Origin of the sequence: Inquilinus sp. YAF38 (genome assembly GCF_052113205.1) — a bacterium.
GTDB lineage: Bacteria > Pseudomonadota > Alphaproteobacteria > DSM-16000 > Inquilinaceae > Inquilinus.
The window spans coordinates 54,507-72,310 of sequence record NZ_JBFRCU010000030.1; the positions used below are offsets into that span (position 1 = coordinate 54,507).

Annotated in this window: 18 protein-coding genes; 8 read left to right on the forward strand and 10 right to left on the reverse strand. The window is 70.1% G+C overall.

Going from position 1 to position 17,804, the window contains the following annotated elements; all coding sequences use genetic code 11:
* Positions 1 to 12: 12 nt before the first annotated feature.
* Entirely contained in the window at positions 13 to 1,383 is a 1,371-nt protein-coding gene (gene otsA, locus AB4Z01_RS15805) for an alpha,alpha-trehalose-phosphate synthase (UDP-forming) (RefSeq protein WP_441695167.1), read from the forward strand.
* Here the strand turns inward: otsA and AB4Z01_RS15810 are convergent.
* From AB4Z01_RS15810 to AB4Z01_RS15830, 5 genes are all read right to left on the reverse strand, one after another.
* The gene (locus AB4Z01_RS15810; protein ID WP_441695169.1) at positions 1,380 to 2,414 is read right to left on the reverse strand and encodes an ABC transporter permease; all 1,035 of its coding nucleotides are present in this window, start codon (positions 2,412 to 2,414) and stop codon (positions 1,380 to 1,382) included. The two genes, otsA and AB4Z01_RS15810, sit on opposite strands and share 4 nt — an antisense overlap.
* A gap of 156 nt (positions 2,415 to 2,570) precedes the next feature.
* On the reverse strand, positions 2,571 to 3,614 hold the full coding sequence (locus AB4Z01_RS15815; RefSeq protein ID WP_441695172.1) for a sugar ABC transporter substrate-binding protein: 1,044 nt from the start codon (positions 3,612 to 3,614) through the stop codon (positions 2,571 to 2,573).
* Positions 3,615 to 3,642: 28 nt separating this feature from the next.
* Positions 3,643 to 4,425 carry an ATP-binding cassette domain-containing protein gene (locus AB4Z01_RS15820; RefSeq protein WP_441695175.1) on the reverse strand — a complete coding sequence of 261 codons (783 nt, stop codon included), beginning with the start codon at positions 4,423 to 4,425 and terminating at the stop codon, positions 3,643 to 3,645.
* The gene (locus AB4Z01_RS15825; RefSeq protein WP_441695178.1) at positions 4,422 to 5,654 is read right to left on the reverse strand and encodes an ROK family transcriptional regulator; all 1,233 of its coding nucleotides are present in this window, start codon (positions 5,652 to 5,654) and stop codon (positions 4,422 to 4,424) included. The genes AB4Z01_RS15820 and AB4Z01_RS15825 overlap by 4 nt, the downstream gene beginning before the upstream one ends.
* A 104-nt stretch (positions 5,655 to 5,758) precedes the next feature.
* Positions 5,759 to 6,043 (reverse strand): DUF1127 domain-containing protein, encoded by a 285-nt coding sequence (locus AB4Z01_RS15830; protein ID WP_441695181.1) that lies wholly within the window; start codon positions 6,041 to 6,043, stop codon positions 5,759 to 5,761.
* Between the two features lie 134 nt (positions 6,044 to 6,177).
* Here AB4Z01_RS15830 and AB4Z01_RS15835 point away from each other — a divergent pair, with 134 nt between their 5' ends.
* Complete coding sequence (locus tag AB4Z01_RS15835) at positions 6,178 to 7,686, forward strand: winged helix-turn-helix domain-containing tetratricopeptide repeat protein (protein WP_441695184.1); 1,509 nt, start codon at positions 6,178 to 6,180, stop codon at positions 7,684 to 7,686.
* A gap of 21 nt (positions 7,687 to 7,707) precedes the next feature.
* On the opposite strand, the gene AB4Z01_RS15840 is transcribed toward AB4Z01_RS15835, so the two are convergent.
* The 3 genes from AB4Z01_RS15840 to AB4Z01_RS15850 all read right to left on the reverse strand — a co-directional run bounded on the left by AB4Z01_RS15840 (position 7,708) and on the right by AB4Z01_RS15850 (position 10,842).
* The gene (locus AB4Z01_RS15840; protein ID WP_441695187.1) at positions 7,708 to 8,100 is read right to left on the reverse strand and encodes a GFA family protein; all 393 of its coding nucleotides are present in this window, start codon (positions 8,098 to 8,100) and stop codon (positions 7,708 to 7,710) included.
* 76 nt (positions 8,101 to 8,176) lie between these two features.
* The gene (locus AB4Z01_RS15845) at positions 8,177 to 10,345 is read right to left on the reverse strand and encodes a malate synthase G (protein WP_441695190.1); all 2,169 of its coding nucleotides are present in this window, start codon (positions 10,343 to 10,345) and stop codon (positions 8,177 to 8,179) included.
* 287 nt (positions 10,346 to 10,632) lie between these two features.
* On the reverse strand, positions 10,633 to 10,842 hold the full coding sequence (locus tag AB4Z01_RS15850; RefSeq protein WP_429224657.1) for a cold-shock protein: 210 nt from the start codon (positions 10,840 to 10,842) through the stop codon (positions 10,633 to 10,635).
* A 505-nt stretch (positions 10,843 to 11,347) separates the two neighbouring features.
* On the opposite strand from AB4Z01_RS15850, the gene AB4Z01_RS15855 reads away from it, so the two are divergent.
* Genes AB4Z01_RS15855 through AB4Z01_RS15865 form a run of 3 tightly spaced genes read left to right on the forward strand, consistent with a single transcriptional unit; the run spans position 11,348 to position 12,880 of the window.
* Positions 11,348 to 11,986, forward strand: a complete 639-nt coding sequence (locus AB4Z01_RS15855; protein WP_441695193.1) for a trimeric intracellular cation channel family protein — start codon at positions 11,348 to 11,350, stop codon at positions 11,984 to 11,986.
* Positions 11,987 to 12,026: 40 nt separating this feature from the next.
* On the forward strand, positions 12,027 to 12,623 hold the full coding sequence (locus AB4Z01_RS15860) for a UdgX family uracil-DNA binding protein (protein WP_441695196.1): 597 nt from the start codon (positions 12,027 to 12,029) through the stop codon (positions 12,621 to 12,623).
* Between the two features lie 47 nt (positions 12,624 to 12,670).
* On the forward strand, positions 12,671 to 12,880 hold the full coding sequence (locus AB4Z01_RS15865) for a dodecin (protein WP_438605711.1): 210 nt from the start codon (positions 12,671 to 12,673) through the stop codon (positions 12,878 to 12,880).
* Positions 12,881 to 12,901: 21 nt separating this feature from the next.
* On the opposite strand, the gene pseG is transcribed toward AB4Z01_RS15865, so the two are convergent.
* On the reverse strand, positions 12,902 to 13,957 hold the full coding sequence (gene pseG, locus AB4Z01_RS15870; RefSeq protein ID WP_441695199.1) for a UDP-2,4-diacetamido-2,4,6-trideoxy-beta-L-altropyranose hydrolase: 1,056 nt from the start codon (positions 13,955 to 13,957) through the stop codon (positions 12,902 to 12,904).
* Positions 13,941 to 14,264, reverse strand: a complete 324-nt coding sequence (locus tag AB4Z01_RS15875) for a cupin domain-containing protein (RefSeq protein WP_441695202.1) — start codon at positions 14,262 to 14,264, stop codon at positions 13,941 to 13,943. The genes pseG and AB4Z01_RS15875 overlap by 17 nt, the downstream gene beginning before the upstream one ends.
* A 128-nt stretch (positions 14,265 to 14,392) precedes the next feature.
* Between AB4Z01_RS15875 and AB4Z01_RS15880 the strand changes: the two genes are divergently transcribed.
* From AB4Z01_RS15880 to AB4Z01_RS15890, 3 genes are all read left to right on the forward strand, one after another.
* Positions 14,393 to 15,310: a substrate-binding domain-containing protein gene (locus tag AB4Z01_RS15880; RefSeq protein WP_441695205.1), complete on the forward strand. Its 918-nt coding sequence runs from the start codon at positions 14,393 to 14,395 to the stop codon at positions 15,308 to 15,310.
* A gap of 228 nt (positions 15,311 to 15,538) precedes the next feature.
* Positions 15,539 to 16,480 (forward strand): ABC transporter permease, encoded by a 942-nt coding sequence (locus AB4Z01_RS15885; RefSeq protein WP_441695208.1) that lies wholly within the window; start codon positions 15,539 to 15,541, stop codon positions 16,478 to 16,480.
* A partial coding sequence (locus AB4Z01_RS15890) for a xylulokinase (RefSeq protein ID WP_441695211.1) occupies positions 16,477 to 17,804 on the forward strand: 1,328 nt, incomplete at its 3' end. The genes AB4Z01_RS15885 and AB4Z01_RS15890, both read left to right, overlap by 4 nt.

Consider the following 17,804-nt stretch of genomic DNA (forward strand, 5'->3'; position numbering starts at 1 on the left):
AAAGGGACCGGCATGGGCCGCCTGATCGTGGTCTCGAACCGCATCGCCCCGGTCGAGGAGGGCAAGGCGCCGCAGGGCGGCCTGGCCGTCGCCGTGCTCGCGGCGCTGAAGGAAACCGGCGGCGTCTGGCTGGGCTGGAGCGGCAAGCTGGCGGAGGATGCGTCGCCGCAGCCGAAGCTGAAGCGCGCCGGGCCGCTGACCTATGCCATGCTCGACCTGACGCCGAAGGAGTTCGACCTCTACTACAACGGCCACGCCAATTCGACGCTGTGGCCGGTGTTCCACTACCGCAGCCAGCTGGTGCACTACACCCGCGCGGCGGAGGACGGCTACCGCCGGGTCAACGCCCAGTTTGCCGATGCCCTGATGCCGCTGCTGCGCCCGGGCGACCGGATCTGGGTGCATGACTATCAGCTGATCCCGCTCGGCCGGGCGCTGCGCGACCGCGGGGTGACGGCGCCGATCGGCTTCTTCCTGCACACACCGTTCCCGACGCCCGAGGTGCTGCGCACCCTGCCGACCTATGAGGAGCTGCTGCGCGACCTCGCCGCCTATGACGTGGTCGGGCTGCACACCGCACGCGACCGCGACGCCCTGCTGGCCGCCTGGCACCGCAGCTGGCGCGAGACCACCGACGGGCGGGTCGAGATCGACGGCCGCCGGATCGTGGTTGAGGCCTTCCCGATCTCGATCGAGACCGAGGAGATCGCGACCGACGCCCCGGCCGCCTGGAACATGCGCTCGGCGCACCGGCTGCGCGACAGCCTGGTCGGGCGCGACCTGATCATCGGCGTCGACCGGCTCGACTACTCCAAGGGCCTGCCGCGACGCTTCGAGGCGTTCCGCACCCTGCTGGAGCGCTGGCCGGACCGACGCGGCCGGGTCAGCTACATGCAGATCGCGCCGCCGACCCGCAGCGACGTCGCCGAGTACCAGGAGATCCGGCACCAGCTGGAAAGCCTGGCCGGGTCGGTCAATGGTGAGTTCGCCGACATCGACTGGGTGCCGCTGCGCTATCTGAACAAGAGCGTGCCGCGCAAGACGCTGCTGGGCTTCTACCGTTCGGCCGCAGTCGGGCTGGTGACGCCGATGCGCGACGGCATGAACCTGGTCGCCAAGGAATATGTCGCGGCCCAGGATCCGGAGGATCCGGGCGTGCTGGTGCTGTCGGAATTCGCCGGCGCGGCGGAGGAGCTGGAGACGGCGCTGATCGTCAACCCGTTCGACGTCGAAGGCGTGGCCGAGGCGCTGGAGCGGGCCCTGATCATGCCGGTGGAGGAGCGGCGCGAGCGCCACGCCGCGATGATGCGGGTGCTGCGCGGCAACGACATCGGCCATTGGCGCCGCCGGTTCATGGCGGCGCTGGAAGGTGCCGCAGCCTAGAGATACCGCTTCCGGACCGAGGTCTTCAGCGTGTCCAGCAGCACCGCAACCAGCACCAGGACGCCCTGGATCACCTGGGTGTAGTGCGGCGGCATGCCCATGACGTTGATCGCGGTCTGGATCGCGGCCAGCAGCAGCACGCCGGCGAACACGCCGGACAGGCCGCCGACGCCGCCCTTCAGGCTGACGCCGCCGATCACCACCGCGGCGAAGGTCTGGAACAGCATGCCGAAGCCGAGATTGGCGGTGGCGCCGGCGGTGCGGGCGGCCAGCAGCCAGCCGGCGAAGGCGGCGAGGCCGCCGGCCAGGACGAAGGCGATCATCACCAGCCGGTCGACCTTGATCCCGGCGCGGAACGGCGCCTGCGGGTTGCCGCCGATCATGGTCAGGTGCCGGCCGAACGGCGTCTTCCGCAGGATAAGGCCGAAGACGACGAACACCGCGATCAGGATCAGGCCCGGCACCGGAATGCCGAACAGATTGCTGGTCGAGACCGCGCGGATCTCGGCGGGCAGGCCGAACACCGACCGGCCGCCGGACGACGCCACCACCGCGCCGCGCAGGGCGATGAAGCCGGCCAGGGTGACGATGAAGGCGTTGATCTTGAACCGCACCACCAGCACGGCGTTGACCAGCCCGACCACGCAGCCGACCAGGATGGCGCCGACCAGCGTGACCGGCACCACCAGCCAGGGCGGATCCAGCGTCCAGCCCAGCCCGGCGCCGGCAGTGCCGAACAGCAGGGCCGTGATCATCGCCGCCAGCGCCATGGTCGATTCGATCGACAGGTCCATCTGCCCGGCGATGATCACCAGCGACAGCCCGACCGCGAGGACGCCGACGAAGGTCGACTGCTCCAGGATGTTGGTGAAGATGCCGGTCTGGAAGAAGCCCGGGATGGCGAGCGAGAAGATCGCCAGGACCACCAGCAGGATCAGCCAGACCAGGTTGTCGAGCAGCGGCTCGATCCAGGCGCGGCCGCGTTGGCCGGCGGTCGGGGAAGCGGGCTGGGCCACGGTGCGGTCCATCATCGGTCCTCGGGGCAAGGGCTGCTGCATTCCCTAATCGTCATTGCGAGCGCAGCGAAGCAATCCAGGGCAGCACGCAGCGGCCCCCTGGATTGCTTCGTCGGCTTCGCCTCCTCGCAATGACGGCGAGGGAGGGGCACTTGAAGGGTATCGTTAGCGTCACTTCACCGGCTGCACCGGCGTGGCCGGCGGCTTCAGGTTGCCCCAGAAGCTCGGCTCGTCGACATTGGCCTTGGTGATCGCGGCGCCTGGGATCTTCAGGTTCGGGCCCCAGGATTCGATCGTCAGCTCGGATTTCAGCCCCAGCACGTCATAGGTGCCGGGCTTCAGCTCCTCCTTGGCCACGATCTTGTCGATGAACATCGCAAGGCCATAGGCCTGGGCGTAGAGCGGCTGCTCCACCTCGACCTGCTCCCAGCCCTTGCGGATCAGGTCCAGGCCGACCGGCGCGCCGTTCGAGCTGACCAGCATGACGTCGCCCGGCTTCTTGCCCTTGGCCTCCAGGATGGCGGCCACCGGCACCGCCAGATGTGCGGCATGGACGAAGATCAGGTCGATGTCCGGATTGGTCAGCAGCTGGTCCGAGGCGATGTTGCCGGCGTTGGTCGCCTCCCATTGCAGGGCGGCCTGGGTGATGATCTTGACGTCCGGGAAGGCCTTCATCTTGTCCTCGAAGCCCTTCTGGATGTCGAGGGTGTAGCTGTCGCCCGGGTCGCCCAGGATCTGCAGCACCTTGCCCTTCACCGAACCGTAGCGGGTCTTCAGCAGGCCCTGGATCTGGTCGGCGGCGATCTCGCCGATCTCGATCGTGCCGGCGACCGAGGTCAGGTCGAACGCGGTGCTCTTGATCTGCCGGTCGAACACCAGCACCGGGATGCCGGCGGCCCGCGCCCGCTCCACGCCCGGCACCACCGAATCGAAATCGACCGCGGCCAGCACGATCGCTTTCGGCTTCAGCTTGATCACGTCGTCGATCTGGTTCAGCTGCAGGTCGGTGCGGTTCTGGGCGTCCAGCGACACCGTCTCGTAGCCGACCTGCTTCATCGTGCTGGTGATCACCGCCACCGACTCGGTCTGGAACTCGTCCAGCAGCGTCGGCACCAGGTAGTAGATCTTGCCCTTGTCCTGGGCGAAGGCGCCGCCTGCCGCCAATGTCGCGAGGGCGATCGCGGCCGCCCCCAGGGTCCGTCTCGCAATCCGCATGATCTTGCCTCCTCTGTTTCTGGGTTGTTCAGGCGACGCGCTGCGTCACGTCGCCGGTGATCATCCGCACCACCTCCTCGGGGCTGCTCGCGGCCGTCGCCACGTCGCCGGTGATCCGGCCGTGGCGCAGCACCACGATCCGGTCCGCCACCTGGAAGGCATGCGTCATGTTGTGGGTGATCAGGATCACGGCGACGCCCTGGGCCCGCACCCGCGCGATCATCTCCAGCCCCCGCCTTGTCTGCTCGACGCCGAGCGCCGCGAAAGGCTCGTCCAGCATCACCATCTTGCCGCCCCAATGGACGAAGCGGCTCAGCTCGATCGCCTGGCGCTGGCCGCCGGACAGGTGCTCGACATTGGTGCGGACCGACGGAATGCGGGTGCCGGCCGCGCTCAGCGCCTGCTCGGTGATCGCCTGCATCTCGCGCTCGCGCAGCACCGGCACGCCCAGAATCCGGCGGGTCAGCTCGCGGCCCATGAAGAAATTGGCGACGACGTCGACATTCATGCACAGCGACAGGTCCTGGTAGACCGTCTCGATGCCGCGCGCCTTGGAGTCCGCCGGGCTGGTGAAGTGGCACTCCTCGCCGTCGAACACCACGCGGCCCGCGGTCGGCTGCAGCCCGCCGGAGATGATCTTGACCAGGGTCGATTTGCCGGCGCCGTTGTCGCCCAGCAGGGCCAGCACCTCGCCGGCGCGGACGCTGAAACTGGCATCGGTCAGGGCGGTGATCGCGCCGAAGCGCATCTGGATGTGCTCCAGCCGCAGCAGCTCGCGGCCTGCAGTCGCGGTTTGGGCGGTGTCGGTCATGCCCTTGTCTCCGTGGCGATGGCGGACTTGCCGTGCGTGGGCGGCGGGGCCGGCTCGGCCTCGGCGAAGAGGAGGCCGGAGCGCGGCGACAGCAGGCCGGAGATGGCCAGCACCGCCGCCCCGACCAGCGCGTTGTCGGCGCCGATCGCGGACAGAGCGAGGCGCGGATGGCTGCGGTCGCTGCGCCGGCTGACCGAGGGCAGCAGCGGCTCCAGCCGTTCGACGAGCCGATGCAGGATCGGCTCCGGCATCTCCCCGCCCAGCACGACGCAGGCGGGGTCCAGCAGGTTCTCGATGGCGCAGACGGCGCGGCGCAGCGGCGGCACCGCCGCCTCGATCCAGGCGTCGACGGCGGGGTGGTCCGCCGCGGCCGGGTCGGCCGGGTCCAGCGCCACGCCGGCCTCGGCCAGCGCGGTGCGCAGCGCATGCACCGAGACATAGGTCTCGAGGCAGCCCTCATTGCCGCAGCTGCAGGCGCGGCCACCGGGCACGATCGGCATGTGGCCGAACTCCCCGGCATTGCCCCAGGCGCCCTGATGCACCTGGCCGTCGACGACGAGACCGCCGCCCAGGCCGAAGCCGAAATGGATGTAGAAGACGTCGCGCAGGCTGCGGCCCAGCCCGAACATCGCCTCGCTCAACGCCGCGGCCGGGGCATCGCCGCCGACGAAGGCGGGCAGGCCGGTCAGCGCCTGCAGCCGGTCCTCCACCGGCACGCCGACCCAGCCGGCCAGGGTGGTGGGGCCGACGAAGCTCATCGCCTCGACGTCGAACGGCCCGGGCATGGCCAGGCCGACGCCGAGCACCCGGCCGGGCGCCGCAGCGCGCAGCCGTGCCACCATCGCCGCCATCGCGGGCAGCGCCGTGTCGGGGGTGGCGGCCGAGAGGGCCGTCTGGGTCTGGTCGCGCACGGCGCCGGTCAGGTCCAGCAGCAGGCCGCGCAGGCGGTCATGCATCAGTTGCAGCCCGACGGCGAAGCCGCCATCCGGGTCGATCGCCAGCTCGATCGCCGGCTGGCCCGGCCGCTTCGGCGTCTCGCGCCGGGCGGTCAGCAGGCCGATCTCCTCGAATTCGCGGATGATGTTGCCGATGGTCTGCGGGCTCAGCGCCACCAGCCGCGCGATCTCGGCGCGCGAGATCGGCCCGTGCAGGCGCACCGCCTCCAGCACGATGCGCCGGTTGTACGGCCGTCCGAGATCCTGGTTCGTGCCTTTGAGCCGCGTTGCCATGCAGCCTCCCGACCGGAAGCGTGATCCCGGCCGGGGAATTCGTCAAATGGTTTTATGAATTATACCAAGGCCGCTGATGCCCGCGTGCGAACCAGAGCCGGCGGTTATCCGGCGTCTTCGCGGCATTCGTCTTGTTCCTGCCAGAAGGGCTTGGCGATCTCCGCCTCGACCTGCTGTCTCGTCAGACCGATATCGTCGATCAAATGGGGATTGGCCTTCGACATCTGCCGAAGGGCCCGGCGAACGCGTATCCGCTCGCGCCAGGTCGCGATCATGCTTCGCGGGGCCGCCAGGCCGAAGTGCCGACGCGACGTTTCCGCCGGTCCCTCGAGCGTTCCCGGCCACGCTGCCTGATGCGGGGCCGACCAAAGCGTGGGAGTATCGTTCATGGCACCCTCCTATGGGTTGAAGGTCCGGGGGCCCTCGACCTGAAAGAGGATGAAGTCTGCAGAACACGAACGGCGCCGTACTTAAGCTCTCCCAAATAGTTCCTAAAACTTCCAAACGGACTATGGATGCGCCTATGCAGGGATCGCGCTTTGCCTTCGGCCCGTTCGTGCTGGATTCAAGCGCGGGAACGCTCCTTCGGGACGATGTCCCCGTTGCCGTCGGCACGCGCGGGCTGATGCTGCTTGCGGCGCTGGTCGGACGGCCCGGCGAAATCCTGGGCAAGGCCGAGCTGATGGATGCGGCGTGGCCGGGCACGGCCGTCGAGGAAGGCAACCTTACCGTTCAGATCGCGCAGCTGCGGAAGCTGCTGGGTCCGGCCACCGGCGGCGGTGAATGGATCGCCACGGTTCCGCGCGTCGGCTACCGCTTCGCGGGGGCCGTCGAGCAGTTCGGGGATGCGAGGCGAAGACCTCTGCCGCTGCCGGGCAAACCATCGATCGCCGTGCTGCCCTTCGTCAATGTCGGCAACGATCCCGAGCAGGACTCCTTCGCCGATGGGTTGACCGAGGACCTGATCACCGACCTGTCCAGGATTCCGGGCCTGTTCGTGATCGCCCGCAACTCGGCCTTCGCCTACAAGGGGAAGGCGATGGACGTGCGCGGCATCGCACAGGATCTTGGCGTACGCTACCTGCTGGAGGGCAGCGCAAGGCGCGCCGCGGGGCGCGTGCGCATCAACGCACAGCTGGTCGACGCGGTGAGTGGTGATCATCTGTGGGCGGAACGCTTCGACCGCGGCCTGGACGACATCTTTGCCGTTCAGGACGAGGTCACCGGCAAGATCGTGGAGGCGTTGCTTGGCCGGCTGGGTGCGATGCCGCCGCGCAACCGGCCCAGAAGTCTAGAGGCCTACGATCTCTGCGTGCGGGCGCGCAAGCTGATGGATGATTCGCCGCAGTCGGCGCGGGAAGCGCATCTGATGCTGACGCGCGCAGTCTCACTCGATCCGGGATACGCCGAGCCCTATCGCTGGCTCGCCATGAACCATTGGATGGGATGGGTGCATTCCGGCGGACCAACGGAATCGTCCCGCAACACTGCTTTGGACTTGGCGCGCAAGGCCGTCGCGATCGACCCCAATGATGCCGGCTGCCGCTGGGTGCTGGCTTACCTGCTGGCCTATGCGCGCTGTTTCGCCGAGGCGGATGCGGAATTCGCCAAGGCGATCGAGCTCGACCCGAACGAGGCCGATGCCTGGGCGGCATTGTCGGACATCGCGGTCCTGGCCGGCCAGGTCGAGGAGGGCCTCGATCACATCCGCAAGGCGTTCCGGCTGAACCCGTTTCCGGCCAGCTGGTACTATCTGGCGCTCGGCCAGGCGCAGTATGCGGCCGGCGACTACGAAGCCGCCGTCGAGACGCTGCGCCGCGACGAGACGTATCGGACGAGCTCGCGCCGCTTCCTGGCGGCAAGCCTTGCCCAGCTGGGCCGGCTCGACGAGGCGCGGGCGGAGGTCGAGCTGTTCCTCGTCGGCAACCCGCAATTCACCACCCGCCACTGGGCCGCGACGGAGCCGTTCCGCGACGTCGCGACGCTCGAGCATTTCGTCGATGGCTACCGCAAGGCCGGTCTGCCGGACTGACGCGCCTTCCGCTTGTGCGGCCTACTCCTCGAAGCGACCCGTGGCGTCGCGATCGCGGTCGTATCGTCTGGTGAGCGGAAACGGCGGCAGCCAGGATTCGCGACGGATGGTCCAGCTTTCATAGGTCGGCATCAGCTGGTCGGGGGCATCCAGGGATCCCAGGTTCAGTTCGACTTCGTCCGTGCTGCGCCCGAAAACGGTCGAGCCGCAGCGAGGGCAGAAAAACCGCCCGGCATAGTCGCGTGTCTCACCTTCGATCGTCACTGCATCCTGAGGGAAGATCGCGGATGCGTGAAACAGGGCCCCGTGATGCTTGCGGCAGTCGAGACAGTGACAAAGGCCGACCCGGTATGGGCGTCCCGACGCCACGATTCGGACGTTGCCGCACAGGCAGCCGCCGGTGAATCGGTCCATGCTGCGTCTCCTCTGAGATCAAGCGATCGGAATGGCTAAAGCGAGCAGGGACGGGCTTTCCTGTCCCCCTCGCCATTCACCCCGCCGCCTTCGCCTCGCGGCGGCGGCGGTGCAGGATCGGCTCGGTGTAGCCGTTGGGCTGGTCGAGGCCCAGCAGCACCAGGTCCAGCGCCGCCTGGAAGGCGATGCTGCGGTCGAAATCCGGCGCCATCGGCCGGTACAGCGGGTCACCGGCATTCTGGCCGTCGACCACCGCCGCCATGCGCCGCATCGTCTCCTGCACCTGCGCCTCCGTGACCAGCCCGTGCTTCAGCCAGTTGGCGATGTGCTGGGACGAGATACGCAAAGTGGCGCGGTCCTCCATCAGCCCGACATCGTTGATGTCCGGTACCTTGGAGCAGCCGATGCCCTGGTCGATCCAGCGCACGACATAGCCCAGGATGCCCTGGGCATTGTTGTCGAGCTCGCGCTGCACCTGCTCCGCCGCCAGGTTGCGGCCGCCCAGCAGCGGTGGGGTCAGGATCGACTCCAGCTTCGCCTTCGGCCGCGACTTCAGCTCCTCCTGCCGCGCCGCCACGTCGACCGCATGGTAGTGGGTCGCGTGCAGCACCGCCGCGGTCGGCGACGGCACCCAGGCGGTGCTGGCCCCGGCGCGAGGGTGGCCGACCTTGGCCTGCAGCATCTCGGCCATGGCGTCGGGCTTGGCCCACATGCCCTTGCCGATCTGCGCCCGGCCCTTCAGCCCGGCGGCCAGGCCCTGGTCGACATTGTTGTCCTCATAGGCCCCTAGCCAGACGGCGTCCTTGATGTCGCCCTTCGGCAGCACCGGCCCGGCCAGCATGCTGGTGTGGATCTCGTCGCCGGTGCGGTCCAGGAAGCCGGTGTTGATGAACACCAGGCGGTGCCGCACCGCGCGCATGCACTCCTTGAGGTTGACGGTGGTCCGCCGCTCCTCGTCCATCACGCCGACCTTCAGCGTGTAACGCGGCAGGCCCAGCGCCTCCTCGACCCGGCCGAACAGCGTATCGGTCAGCGCCGCCTCGTCCGGCCCGTGCATCTTCGGCTTGACGATGTAGACGCTGCCGGCGCGGCTGTTGCGCGGGCCGGCGGTCTTCTGCAGGTCGTGGACGGCGCAGAACGCGGTGACCAGGGCGTCGAGGAAGCCTTCCGGCACCTCGGCCCCGTCCTGGTCCAGAACCGCGTCGGTGGTCATCAGATGGCCGACATTGCGGACCAGCATGAGACTCCGGCCGGGCAGGGTCAGCGTGCCGCCGCCGGCCGCGGTGTAGGTCCGGTCGTCCGCCAGCCGGCGGGTCAGGCTCTTGCCGCCCTTGACGAAGGTCTCGGCCAGGTCGCCCTTCATCAGCCCCAGCCAGTTGCGGTAGACTGCGACCTTGTCCTCGGCATCGACCGCCGCGACCGAATCCTCGCAGTCCTGGATGGTGGTGATCGCCGCCTCCAGCACCACGTCCTTGACGCCCGACGGGTTGTCGGCGCCGATCGGGTGCGACCGGTCGATCTGTAGCTCGACATGCAGGTTGTGGTTGCGGAACAGCAGACGGCGCGTCCCGTCCTCGCCGGCGTAGCCGACGAACTGCTCGGGATGGGCGAGGGTGGTGGTCGACCCGTCGGCCAGCACGATCTCCAGCGCCGCACCGGTCAGGCGATATTCCGCCACCTGGCCGTGGCTGCCGGCGGCGAGCGGGATCGCGGTGTCCAGGAGCCGCGCCGCCTCGGCGATCACCGCCTGGCCGCGCTTACGGTTGAAGCCGGCGCCGGGTGCCAGGTCGCCGGTCTGCGGGATCGCGTCGGTGCCGTAGAGCGCGTCGTACAGGCTGCCCCAGCGGGCATTGGCCGCGTTCAGGGCGAAGCGCCCGTTCATCACCGGCACCACCAGCTGCGGCCCGGCGATGGTGGCGATCTCCGCATCGACGTTGCCGGTGTCGATGGTGAAGTCCGGCCCTTCCTCGCGCAGATAGCCGATGCCGCTCAGGAAGGCGCGGTACTCGGCCGGGTCGAAGCTCTGGCCCCGCCGGTCCTGATGCCAGGCATCGATCTGCTGCTGCAGCCGGTCGCGCTCCGCCAGCAGCGCCCGGTTGACCGGGCCGAGCTCCGCCACGATCGCGGCGAAATGGCGCCAGACGGCGTCGGGGTCAACGCCGGTGCCGGGGGCGATCTCCCGCTCGACCAGATCCGCCAGGGACGAGGCCACCCTCAGGGTGTGCCGGGAAACGGTGGAGGTCATGAGCAGCGCCGTGGTTGGAGGGCCATGATCATCCGGCTAATGCAACGGCCGCCGCCTGTCCAGCGTGCCGCGGCCGTTTCCCGCGATGCGGAAATCGCTCCATCGCAATATCGGGGATCAGGCGGGTTCCGGCGTGGCGGCACAGCTAAACCACCCCGATCCGGCGCCGCCGGTCGGGCTTCGATGTCGCGCCGGTCTGGCGGCTTCGCTTGCCGGCGGACCCCAGGCATGAACGGACCCGCGCCCCGGGGCGGAAAGCCACCCGACCGGGACGCGGGCCGAGTCGGTCAGAGGGCCTTCAGGTTCTCGGCCGACGATTTGTTGCGGCGCGGATCCATCTGCTCCTCATAGGAGACCCGCTGGCCTTCGTTCAGGCCGCGCAGTCCGGCGCGCTCGACGGCGGAGATATGGACGAACACGTCCGGCCCGCCGCCTTCCGGCTGGATGAACCCGAAACCCTTGGTGCTGTTGAACCACTTCACGGTGCCGATCGGCATCGCTTGCCTCCCACGATAGATGGCGCCGCGCCACAGCGCGCGACGCGTCAGTCGGTCCCCGCGAAGGCAACGATCCATGACCGCGGGTTGCGGTCGGCCGGCCATCCGAACCGGAGTGACGGCCCATGATGGAGCGGGTTTCGCCGCGATGGCAAGAAGATGATGCGATGGTCTCGGCATCCGGTCCCGGTGCTCGGGGCCATCGCTCGCGCTCCGATGGCCCGGCCGCAGGAGTCGGATCATGCGGGGACCTTCATCATCGACGCGCCATGAATTGGCTGGAGCGGATGAGTTCTGCACAGGTGCGCAGATGTTCGGATGAGAATTTATGGATGGTCGGCCAAGTCTGTCCGATGCCGCGCCGGCAGTCGGACAGAAGCGCGCCGGCCCTTCCCGGCAGGCCGCCAGTCGATGCCTTGAACCCGCCGGGGAAGCGTTCGACGATGGCGACTGCATATTCGCGGGCAGGCTGCGACCGGACCGGGATCGCAGGGGGAGGGTTGGGATGCAGGGGCAGATCGGGCTCTGGCTGGACTGGGTCGGCGTGGCCGTCTTCGCGCTGACCGGCGCCCTGGTCGCGGCGCGCCGCCAGGCCGATCCGGTGGGCTTCATCATCCTGGCCACCGCCACGGGAATCGGCGGCGGCACCTTGCGCGACCTGCTGCTCGGCATCGGGCCGGTGTTCTGGATCGCCGATCCGGTCGACCTGGTGATCTGCGTTGTCGTCGCCCTGACTGTGTTCTTCGGCCATCCGACCTTTCCGGTCCGTGCCGGCGACGGCAGGCGGCGCCGGGTGATCGTCTGGGCCGATGCGGTCGGCATGGCGCTGTTCGCGGTGACCGGGGCCGAACGGGCGATGGATGCCGGGGCGCCGGCGGTCTCGGCGATCGTGCTCGGCGCCATGACCGCGACCTTCGGCGGCATCATCCGCGACGTCATCATCGGCCAGGTCACGCTGATCGTCAGCGGCGAGATCTACGTCACCGCCGCCGTCCTAGGCGCCACGGTCTATGTGGTGGTCCGGGCGATCTCCGGCGACGCGCTGCTGGCGGCCTGCGTCGGCGCGGCGGCCGCCTTCGGCCTGCGGGCGCTGGCGCTCGGCCTCGGCTGGTCGCTGCCGCGCTTTCCGTCGGACACCGGCTGACCGCCCGGAACCGGTCCTCCATCGCGGCCGTTCCCCAGGCATGGAATCCTTGGAGTCGGTGGCAGCGGAGGCACGCGGCTGCACCCGCTGCCCGCTGTACAAGGCGGCGACGCAGACGGTGTTCGGCGAAGGCCCGGCGGAGGCGCTGGTCGTCTTCGTTGGCGAGCAGCCGGGCGACCAGGAGGACCAGCAGGGCCGGCCCTTCGTCGGCCCTGCCGGGCGAATGTTCGACAAGGCCCTGGCCGAAGCCGGCATCCCGCGCGACCGCGCCTATATCACCAACGCGGTCAAGCACTTCAAATTCGCGCCGCGCGGCAAGCGCCGCCTGCACAAGCGGCCGAACGCCTTCGAGATCGACCGCTGCAAATGGTGGCTCGACCGTGAGTTGGCGCTGATTCGGCCGCGCCTGACCGTGGCCCTCGGCGCCACCGCGGCGCGGGCCCTGACGGGGCGGCCGCTGGCGATCGGCGAGAACCGCGGTCGGGTGTTCGACCTGGCGCCGGAGCTGCCGGGCCTGGTCACGGTGCATCCGTCATCGCTGCTGCGGGTGCCGGACCCCGAGGCGCGACGGCTGGCCTATGCCGCGTTCCTGAAGGATTTGGCCGTTGTCGCCGATGCGCTCACACTCGAAGGGTGAACCGGCGGCAGCAACGTGCGTCCGGACACAAGGAGAGGAGATCGACCATGGGTCATACCTACGCCATCACCGAGCTTGCCGGCTCGTCCGAGAAGGGCCTCGAGGACGCGATCCAGGGCGCCGTCGCCACCGCGTCGAAGACCCTGCGCAACCTGGACTGGTTCGAGGTGAAGGAGATCCGCGGCCAGCTCAAGGACGGCAAGGTGGCGCATTACCAGGTCGTGCTGCGCCTCGGCTTCCGCTACGACGAGAAATAGCACTCGCCGTCGGAGGGGCTGTCAGGCCAGCCCCTCCAGCAGCGCCGCCGCCACCCGTCCGGCGCCCAGCCCGTCGCACAGCGCGGCGGAGGCGCGGGACAGGCGGCGCAGTTCGTCCGTGTCGTCGAGGAAGGCGGCGATCGCGGCCCGCAGCGCGGCATCGTCCAGCGCCGCCGCATCGCCGGCCAGGGCGACGCATCCGGCGGCGGCCAGGGCCAGCGCCGTCGGCTTCTGGTTGTCGGCCAGGGTGACCGCCAGCGTCGGCAGGCCGAGGCAGCAGCGCTCCCACGAGCTGCTGCCCATCGCTCCGATCGCCGCATCCGCCTGCAGTATCGCCCGCGCCATGTCCTCGAGCCCGACATGACAGCGGAAGCGCGGGTCGGCGGCGGCGATAGCCCGTACCCGATCGATGCTGGGCGCGACCGGCCCCAACACCACCTCGGCGCGGGCGAAATCCGGGATGCTCGCCAGGGCGGCGCAGACCCGGCCGGTGATGCCGCCGACATCGGTCAGGCCGAGCGACACCAGGATCATCCGCGGCCGGCCCGCATCCCGGCGTCGCGCCAGCGCCGCCGGCCGCAGCGCGGGAAAATCCGGGCGCAGCAGGGCGTAATCGAGGCCGATCAGCCGCCGGCAGCCGGGCGGCAGCAGCCCGTCATAGCCGGCCGGCTCAGTGCCGAAGTTCTGGTTCAGCAGCAGGTCGCAGTGATGCGGCGCCGAGGCCAGGTCGTCGATCACCAGCAGGCGGCGCGCGGCGGCGGCGAAGGTCCGCTCCTCCGGCGCCATCCAGCGATAGAGGTCGCAGACCGCCGCGTCGGCGCCGTCGGGCCAAGCCGTGCGGACCGCCGCCACCGCCGCCTCGGGGCTCGGCTCGACGACGCGGCAGGCAACGCCCGCCAGGGCCGGCAGCACGGACGCGGCCTCGCCGTTCACCAGAAACAGGCACTCCGCACCGCGATCGGCCAGGGCCCGGGCCAGGGTCAGGCAGCGCATCGCATGGCCGCCGCCGATCGGCGCGGAAGCCTCCAGCCGGAAGGCTACGCGGGGCCCGGCGCTGCTCTCAGACCGTCCAGCCATCGAGCGCGCCCGGCCGCTTGATCTCGATCTCGACGAAGGCGATCGGGTGCGGCGAGCCGTTCATCACGTCGTGGCGGATGCCGGCGGGGCGCATATAGGACTGGCCCTCGGCCAGCGGCACCGCGGTCTCGGTCTCGCCATTGTGGATCCGCAGCGTGCCGGCGCGCAGCATGATGACGAAATACGGGGAGCCGTGCTGGTGCCAGCCGGTCGCGGCGCCGGGTTCGAAGTCCCAGCGCGTGATCCGGACAGTGTCGTCGTCCTGCTGCAAGGTCGGCGTCGCCCGCGGCGCGTCATGGAAGGTCATGGTTCTCTTTGCTCCGACTCACCCGGCGCCCACAGTGCGATCCGGGACGGCCGCGGGCAAGCGGCAGGCGCATCGTTGTCAGCCCCGGGCGGAGGGGCTAGACAGGCGGGAACCAGGAGGGGCGGACGATGCGGGGATGGATGGGGGCGGTGGCCCTGGCGGTCATGACGGCAGCGGCCGGTCCTGCCGCGGCCGAGTCGGTGTCGGTGCTGACGCCCTATCTCTCCGCCGTCGCCACCGGCGAGATGATCGAGACCTTCAAGGCCGATGCCGAAAAGCATGGCTGGACCGTCTCGGTGGTCGACACCGCCGGCGATTTCGGCGCCTTGGCCAGCCGGGTCGAGGATGTGGTCAACGCCCGCACGGGCGCCATCGTGCTGGTTTCGATCAACCCGGCGCAGATCCAGGACCAGGTCGGCAAGGCCGCGGCCGCCGGCATCCCGGTCTTCGCTATCGATGGGGCGACCGGGCCGGGGGTGACGCTGAACGTGACCTCGGACAACCACGCCCTTGGCAAGACCATGACCGACCACCTGTTCGGCCGGTTGGGCGGCAAGGGCACGATCGTGCGCTTCTTCCATTCCGCCCATCCCGGCGTGCATCAGCGCGAGATCGCGCTGGACGAGGCGCTGCAGGCGGCGCCGGGCATTCGCCAGGTGGCCGACCACTACGTCCAGGTGCCGGGCCAGATCGACGACAGCCGCAATGCGATGGAGGCGATGCTGGCGGCAAACCCGGCACCGGGCGCGATCAGTGCGGTCTGGGCGGCCTGGGACGAGCCCGGCATCGGCGCCCTGCTGGCGCTGCAGGCGGCCGGGCGGACCGACATCGTCATCGCCGGCATCGACGGCAACCCGCAGGCGATCGACCTGATCCGGCAATGCACGCCCTTCATCGCCACGGTGCGGCAGAACTTCGCCGAGATGGCGACGATCACGGCCGGGCAGATGGCCAAGGTCTTCGCCGGCGGCAAGCCGGATGCGGCCGAGCTCTATGCACCCGGTACGCTGATCACCCGCGAGAGCCTGGGTGTGACCTGCCCGTGAGAGATCTTCGGAACGGGAGCCTGTTCCTCTCTAGTCCCCCCTCCCCTTGCGGGAAGGGGGCAGGGGGAGGGGTCTGCGCGCGTCCGCGCGCGAATGCGCAAAGCACAGGCTTCGCCGTCGAGATCGGTTCGTCCGACTTCAGTCCGGTCTCCACGGCGAAAACCCCCTCCCCCTATCCCCCTCCCGCGAGGGGAGGGGGGACCCTTTTTCTTTTGGGGAGCGTGCGCCGTGCCGGCTGAGGCGCGGCTGGTCGAGCGCTTCGGCACGCCGGCGGCGCTGGCCGCGATCGTGCTCGGCTTCGCCCTGGCGCGGCCGGACGCCTTCGCCACCGCCGCCAACCTGCTCAACGTCACCCAGCAGATGGCGATCCTGGCGATCGCCGCCGCCGCCGCGACCCTGGTCATGGTGATCGGCGAATTCGACCTGTCGGTCGGTTTCATCGCCTCGCTGGCCGGCGTGCTGGTGGTCAAGCTGCTGGCGGCCGGCATCGGACCGGGCCCGGCGATCCTGCTGACGCTGCTGGCCTGTGCCCTGGTCGGCGGTATCAACGGGCTGGTTGCGTACGGCCTCCGGGCACCGTCTTTCATCGCCACGCTGGCGCTGGGCACCATCGCCTCGGGCGTTGCCTATTGGCTATCGGGCGGCGCCAGCCTGTTCCAGGGCATCCCGCCGGGCTTCACCGCGCTGGCCCGGGCCGCGGCCGGCCCGGTGCCGGTGCTGACGCTGTGGATGCTGGCGGTGCTGCTCGCGGCCGGTGGCACCCTGGCCCTGACCGTGTTCGGCCGGCGGCTGATCGCGATCGGCAGCAACCGCGAGGCGGCGCGCCTGTCCGGCGTTCCGATCGGCCGCCCGGTGGTCGCCGTCTTCGCGATTTCTGCCGCCCTGTCCGGCCTGGCCGGGGTGCTGCTGGCGGCGCGGCTGGGCAGCGTCCAGCACACCATGGGCGAAAGCCTGCTGCTGCCGGCCTATGCCGCGGTGTTTCTGGGCATGACCGCGTTCCGCGGCGGCCGGCCGAACGTGACCGGCACCGCGGTCGGTGTCGCCATCATCACGGTGCTGGCGAACGGGCTGACCATCCTCAACGTCGATCCGTTCTTCCAGAAGATGGTCACCGGCGCGATCATCATCGCCGCGGTGATGTTGCGCCGCTTCGGCATGGCGGCACGATGAGCATCCTCCTGGTCTTCGATCTCGGCACCACGGCGCTGAAGCTGGTGGCGTTCGGCGAGGATGGCCGCCCGGCCCGGCAGGTCGACGCGCGCCACCCGACAAGGTCGATTCCCGGCGGCGGGCAGGAGCAGGACCCGGAGGATTGGTGGACCGCCGCCGTCACCGCCTGTGCCGCACTGCCGGCGGCGATGCGCGACTCGGTGCGGGCGATCGCGCTGGTCGGCACCATGGAGAACCTTGTGCCGCTCGACGCCGAAGGGCGCCCGGTGCGGCCGGCCCTGCTGTACAGCGACGGCCGCAGCGGTGCCGTGTTCCCGGCGATCCGCGACCGGCTGCTGGCGGCGGGCGCCCCGGCAGTGCTGGGCAATGCGCCCGGGCCGCTGAACACGATCGCCAAGTTCCGCTGGCTGCAGCAGGCCGAGCCGGAGGCGGCGCGGCGGGTCGCGACCATCCTGCCCGGGGCCAAGGACTATCTGGCACTGCGGCTGACCGGCCGGATCGCCACCGACCCGGCGGCCGCCACCACGGTCGGGCTGATGGACATCGCCCGGCGCGCCTGGTCGGCACCGCTGATCGAGGCGGTCGGCCTCGACCCCGCTTTGCTGCCGCCGATCCTGCCGGCCGATGCGGTGATCGGGACGCTGCGGCCGACGGCGGCGCTGGCGCTTGGATTGCCGATGGATTGTCCGGTGGTGAATGGCTGCGGCGACGCCGCGGCCTCGACCTTCGGCGCGGCGGCCGACGGCCAGCTTCATGTCTATCTCGGCACCAGCGGCTGGGTGGCGCGCAGCCGGCCGCTCGACCCCGCGGCGCTGCCGCGCCCCTTCACCACCCTGGCGCATCCGCGCGCCGGCTGGGCGATCGAGATCGCGCCGCTGCTGACCGCCGGCGATGCCGCCGGCTGGTTCGGCCGGATCGCCGGTGCCGAGCTGGCGGTGCTCGACGCCGAGGCGGAGGCGGCCGATGCGGCGCCGCCGGAGACGCTGTTCCTGCCCTATCTGAAGGGCGAGCGRTCGCCCTTCGTCGACCTGGCGCTGCGTGGCGCCCTGCTCGACCTCGACATCGCCCAGGGCCGCGGCGCCCTGCATTACGCGGTGCTGGAGGGGGTGGCGCTGGCGTTGCGCAACAACCTCGATGCCATGGCGGCGCTGCCGGGGCCGATCCGGCTGACCGGCGGCGGCGGCGCCAGCCGGATCTGGCCGCAGCTGATCGCCGACGCGACCGGCCGGGTGGTGGAATGCGCCGACCTGCCGACCGCAACCACGGCGATGGGCGGCTACCGCATCGCCGCGGCGGCGCTGGGATGGCCGACGCCGCCGGACAC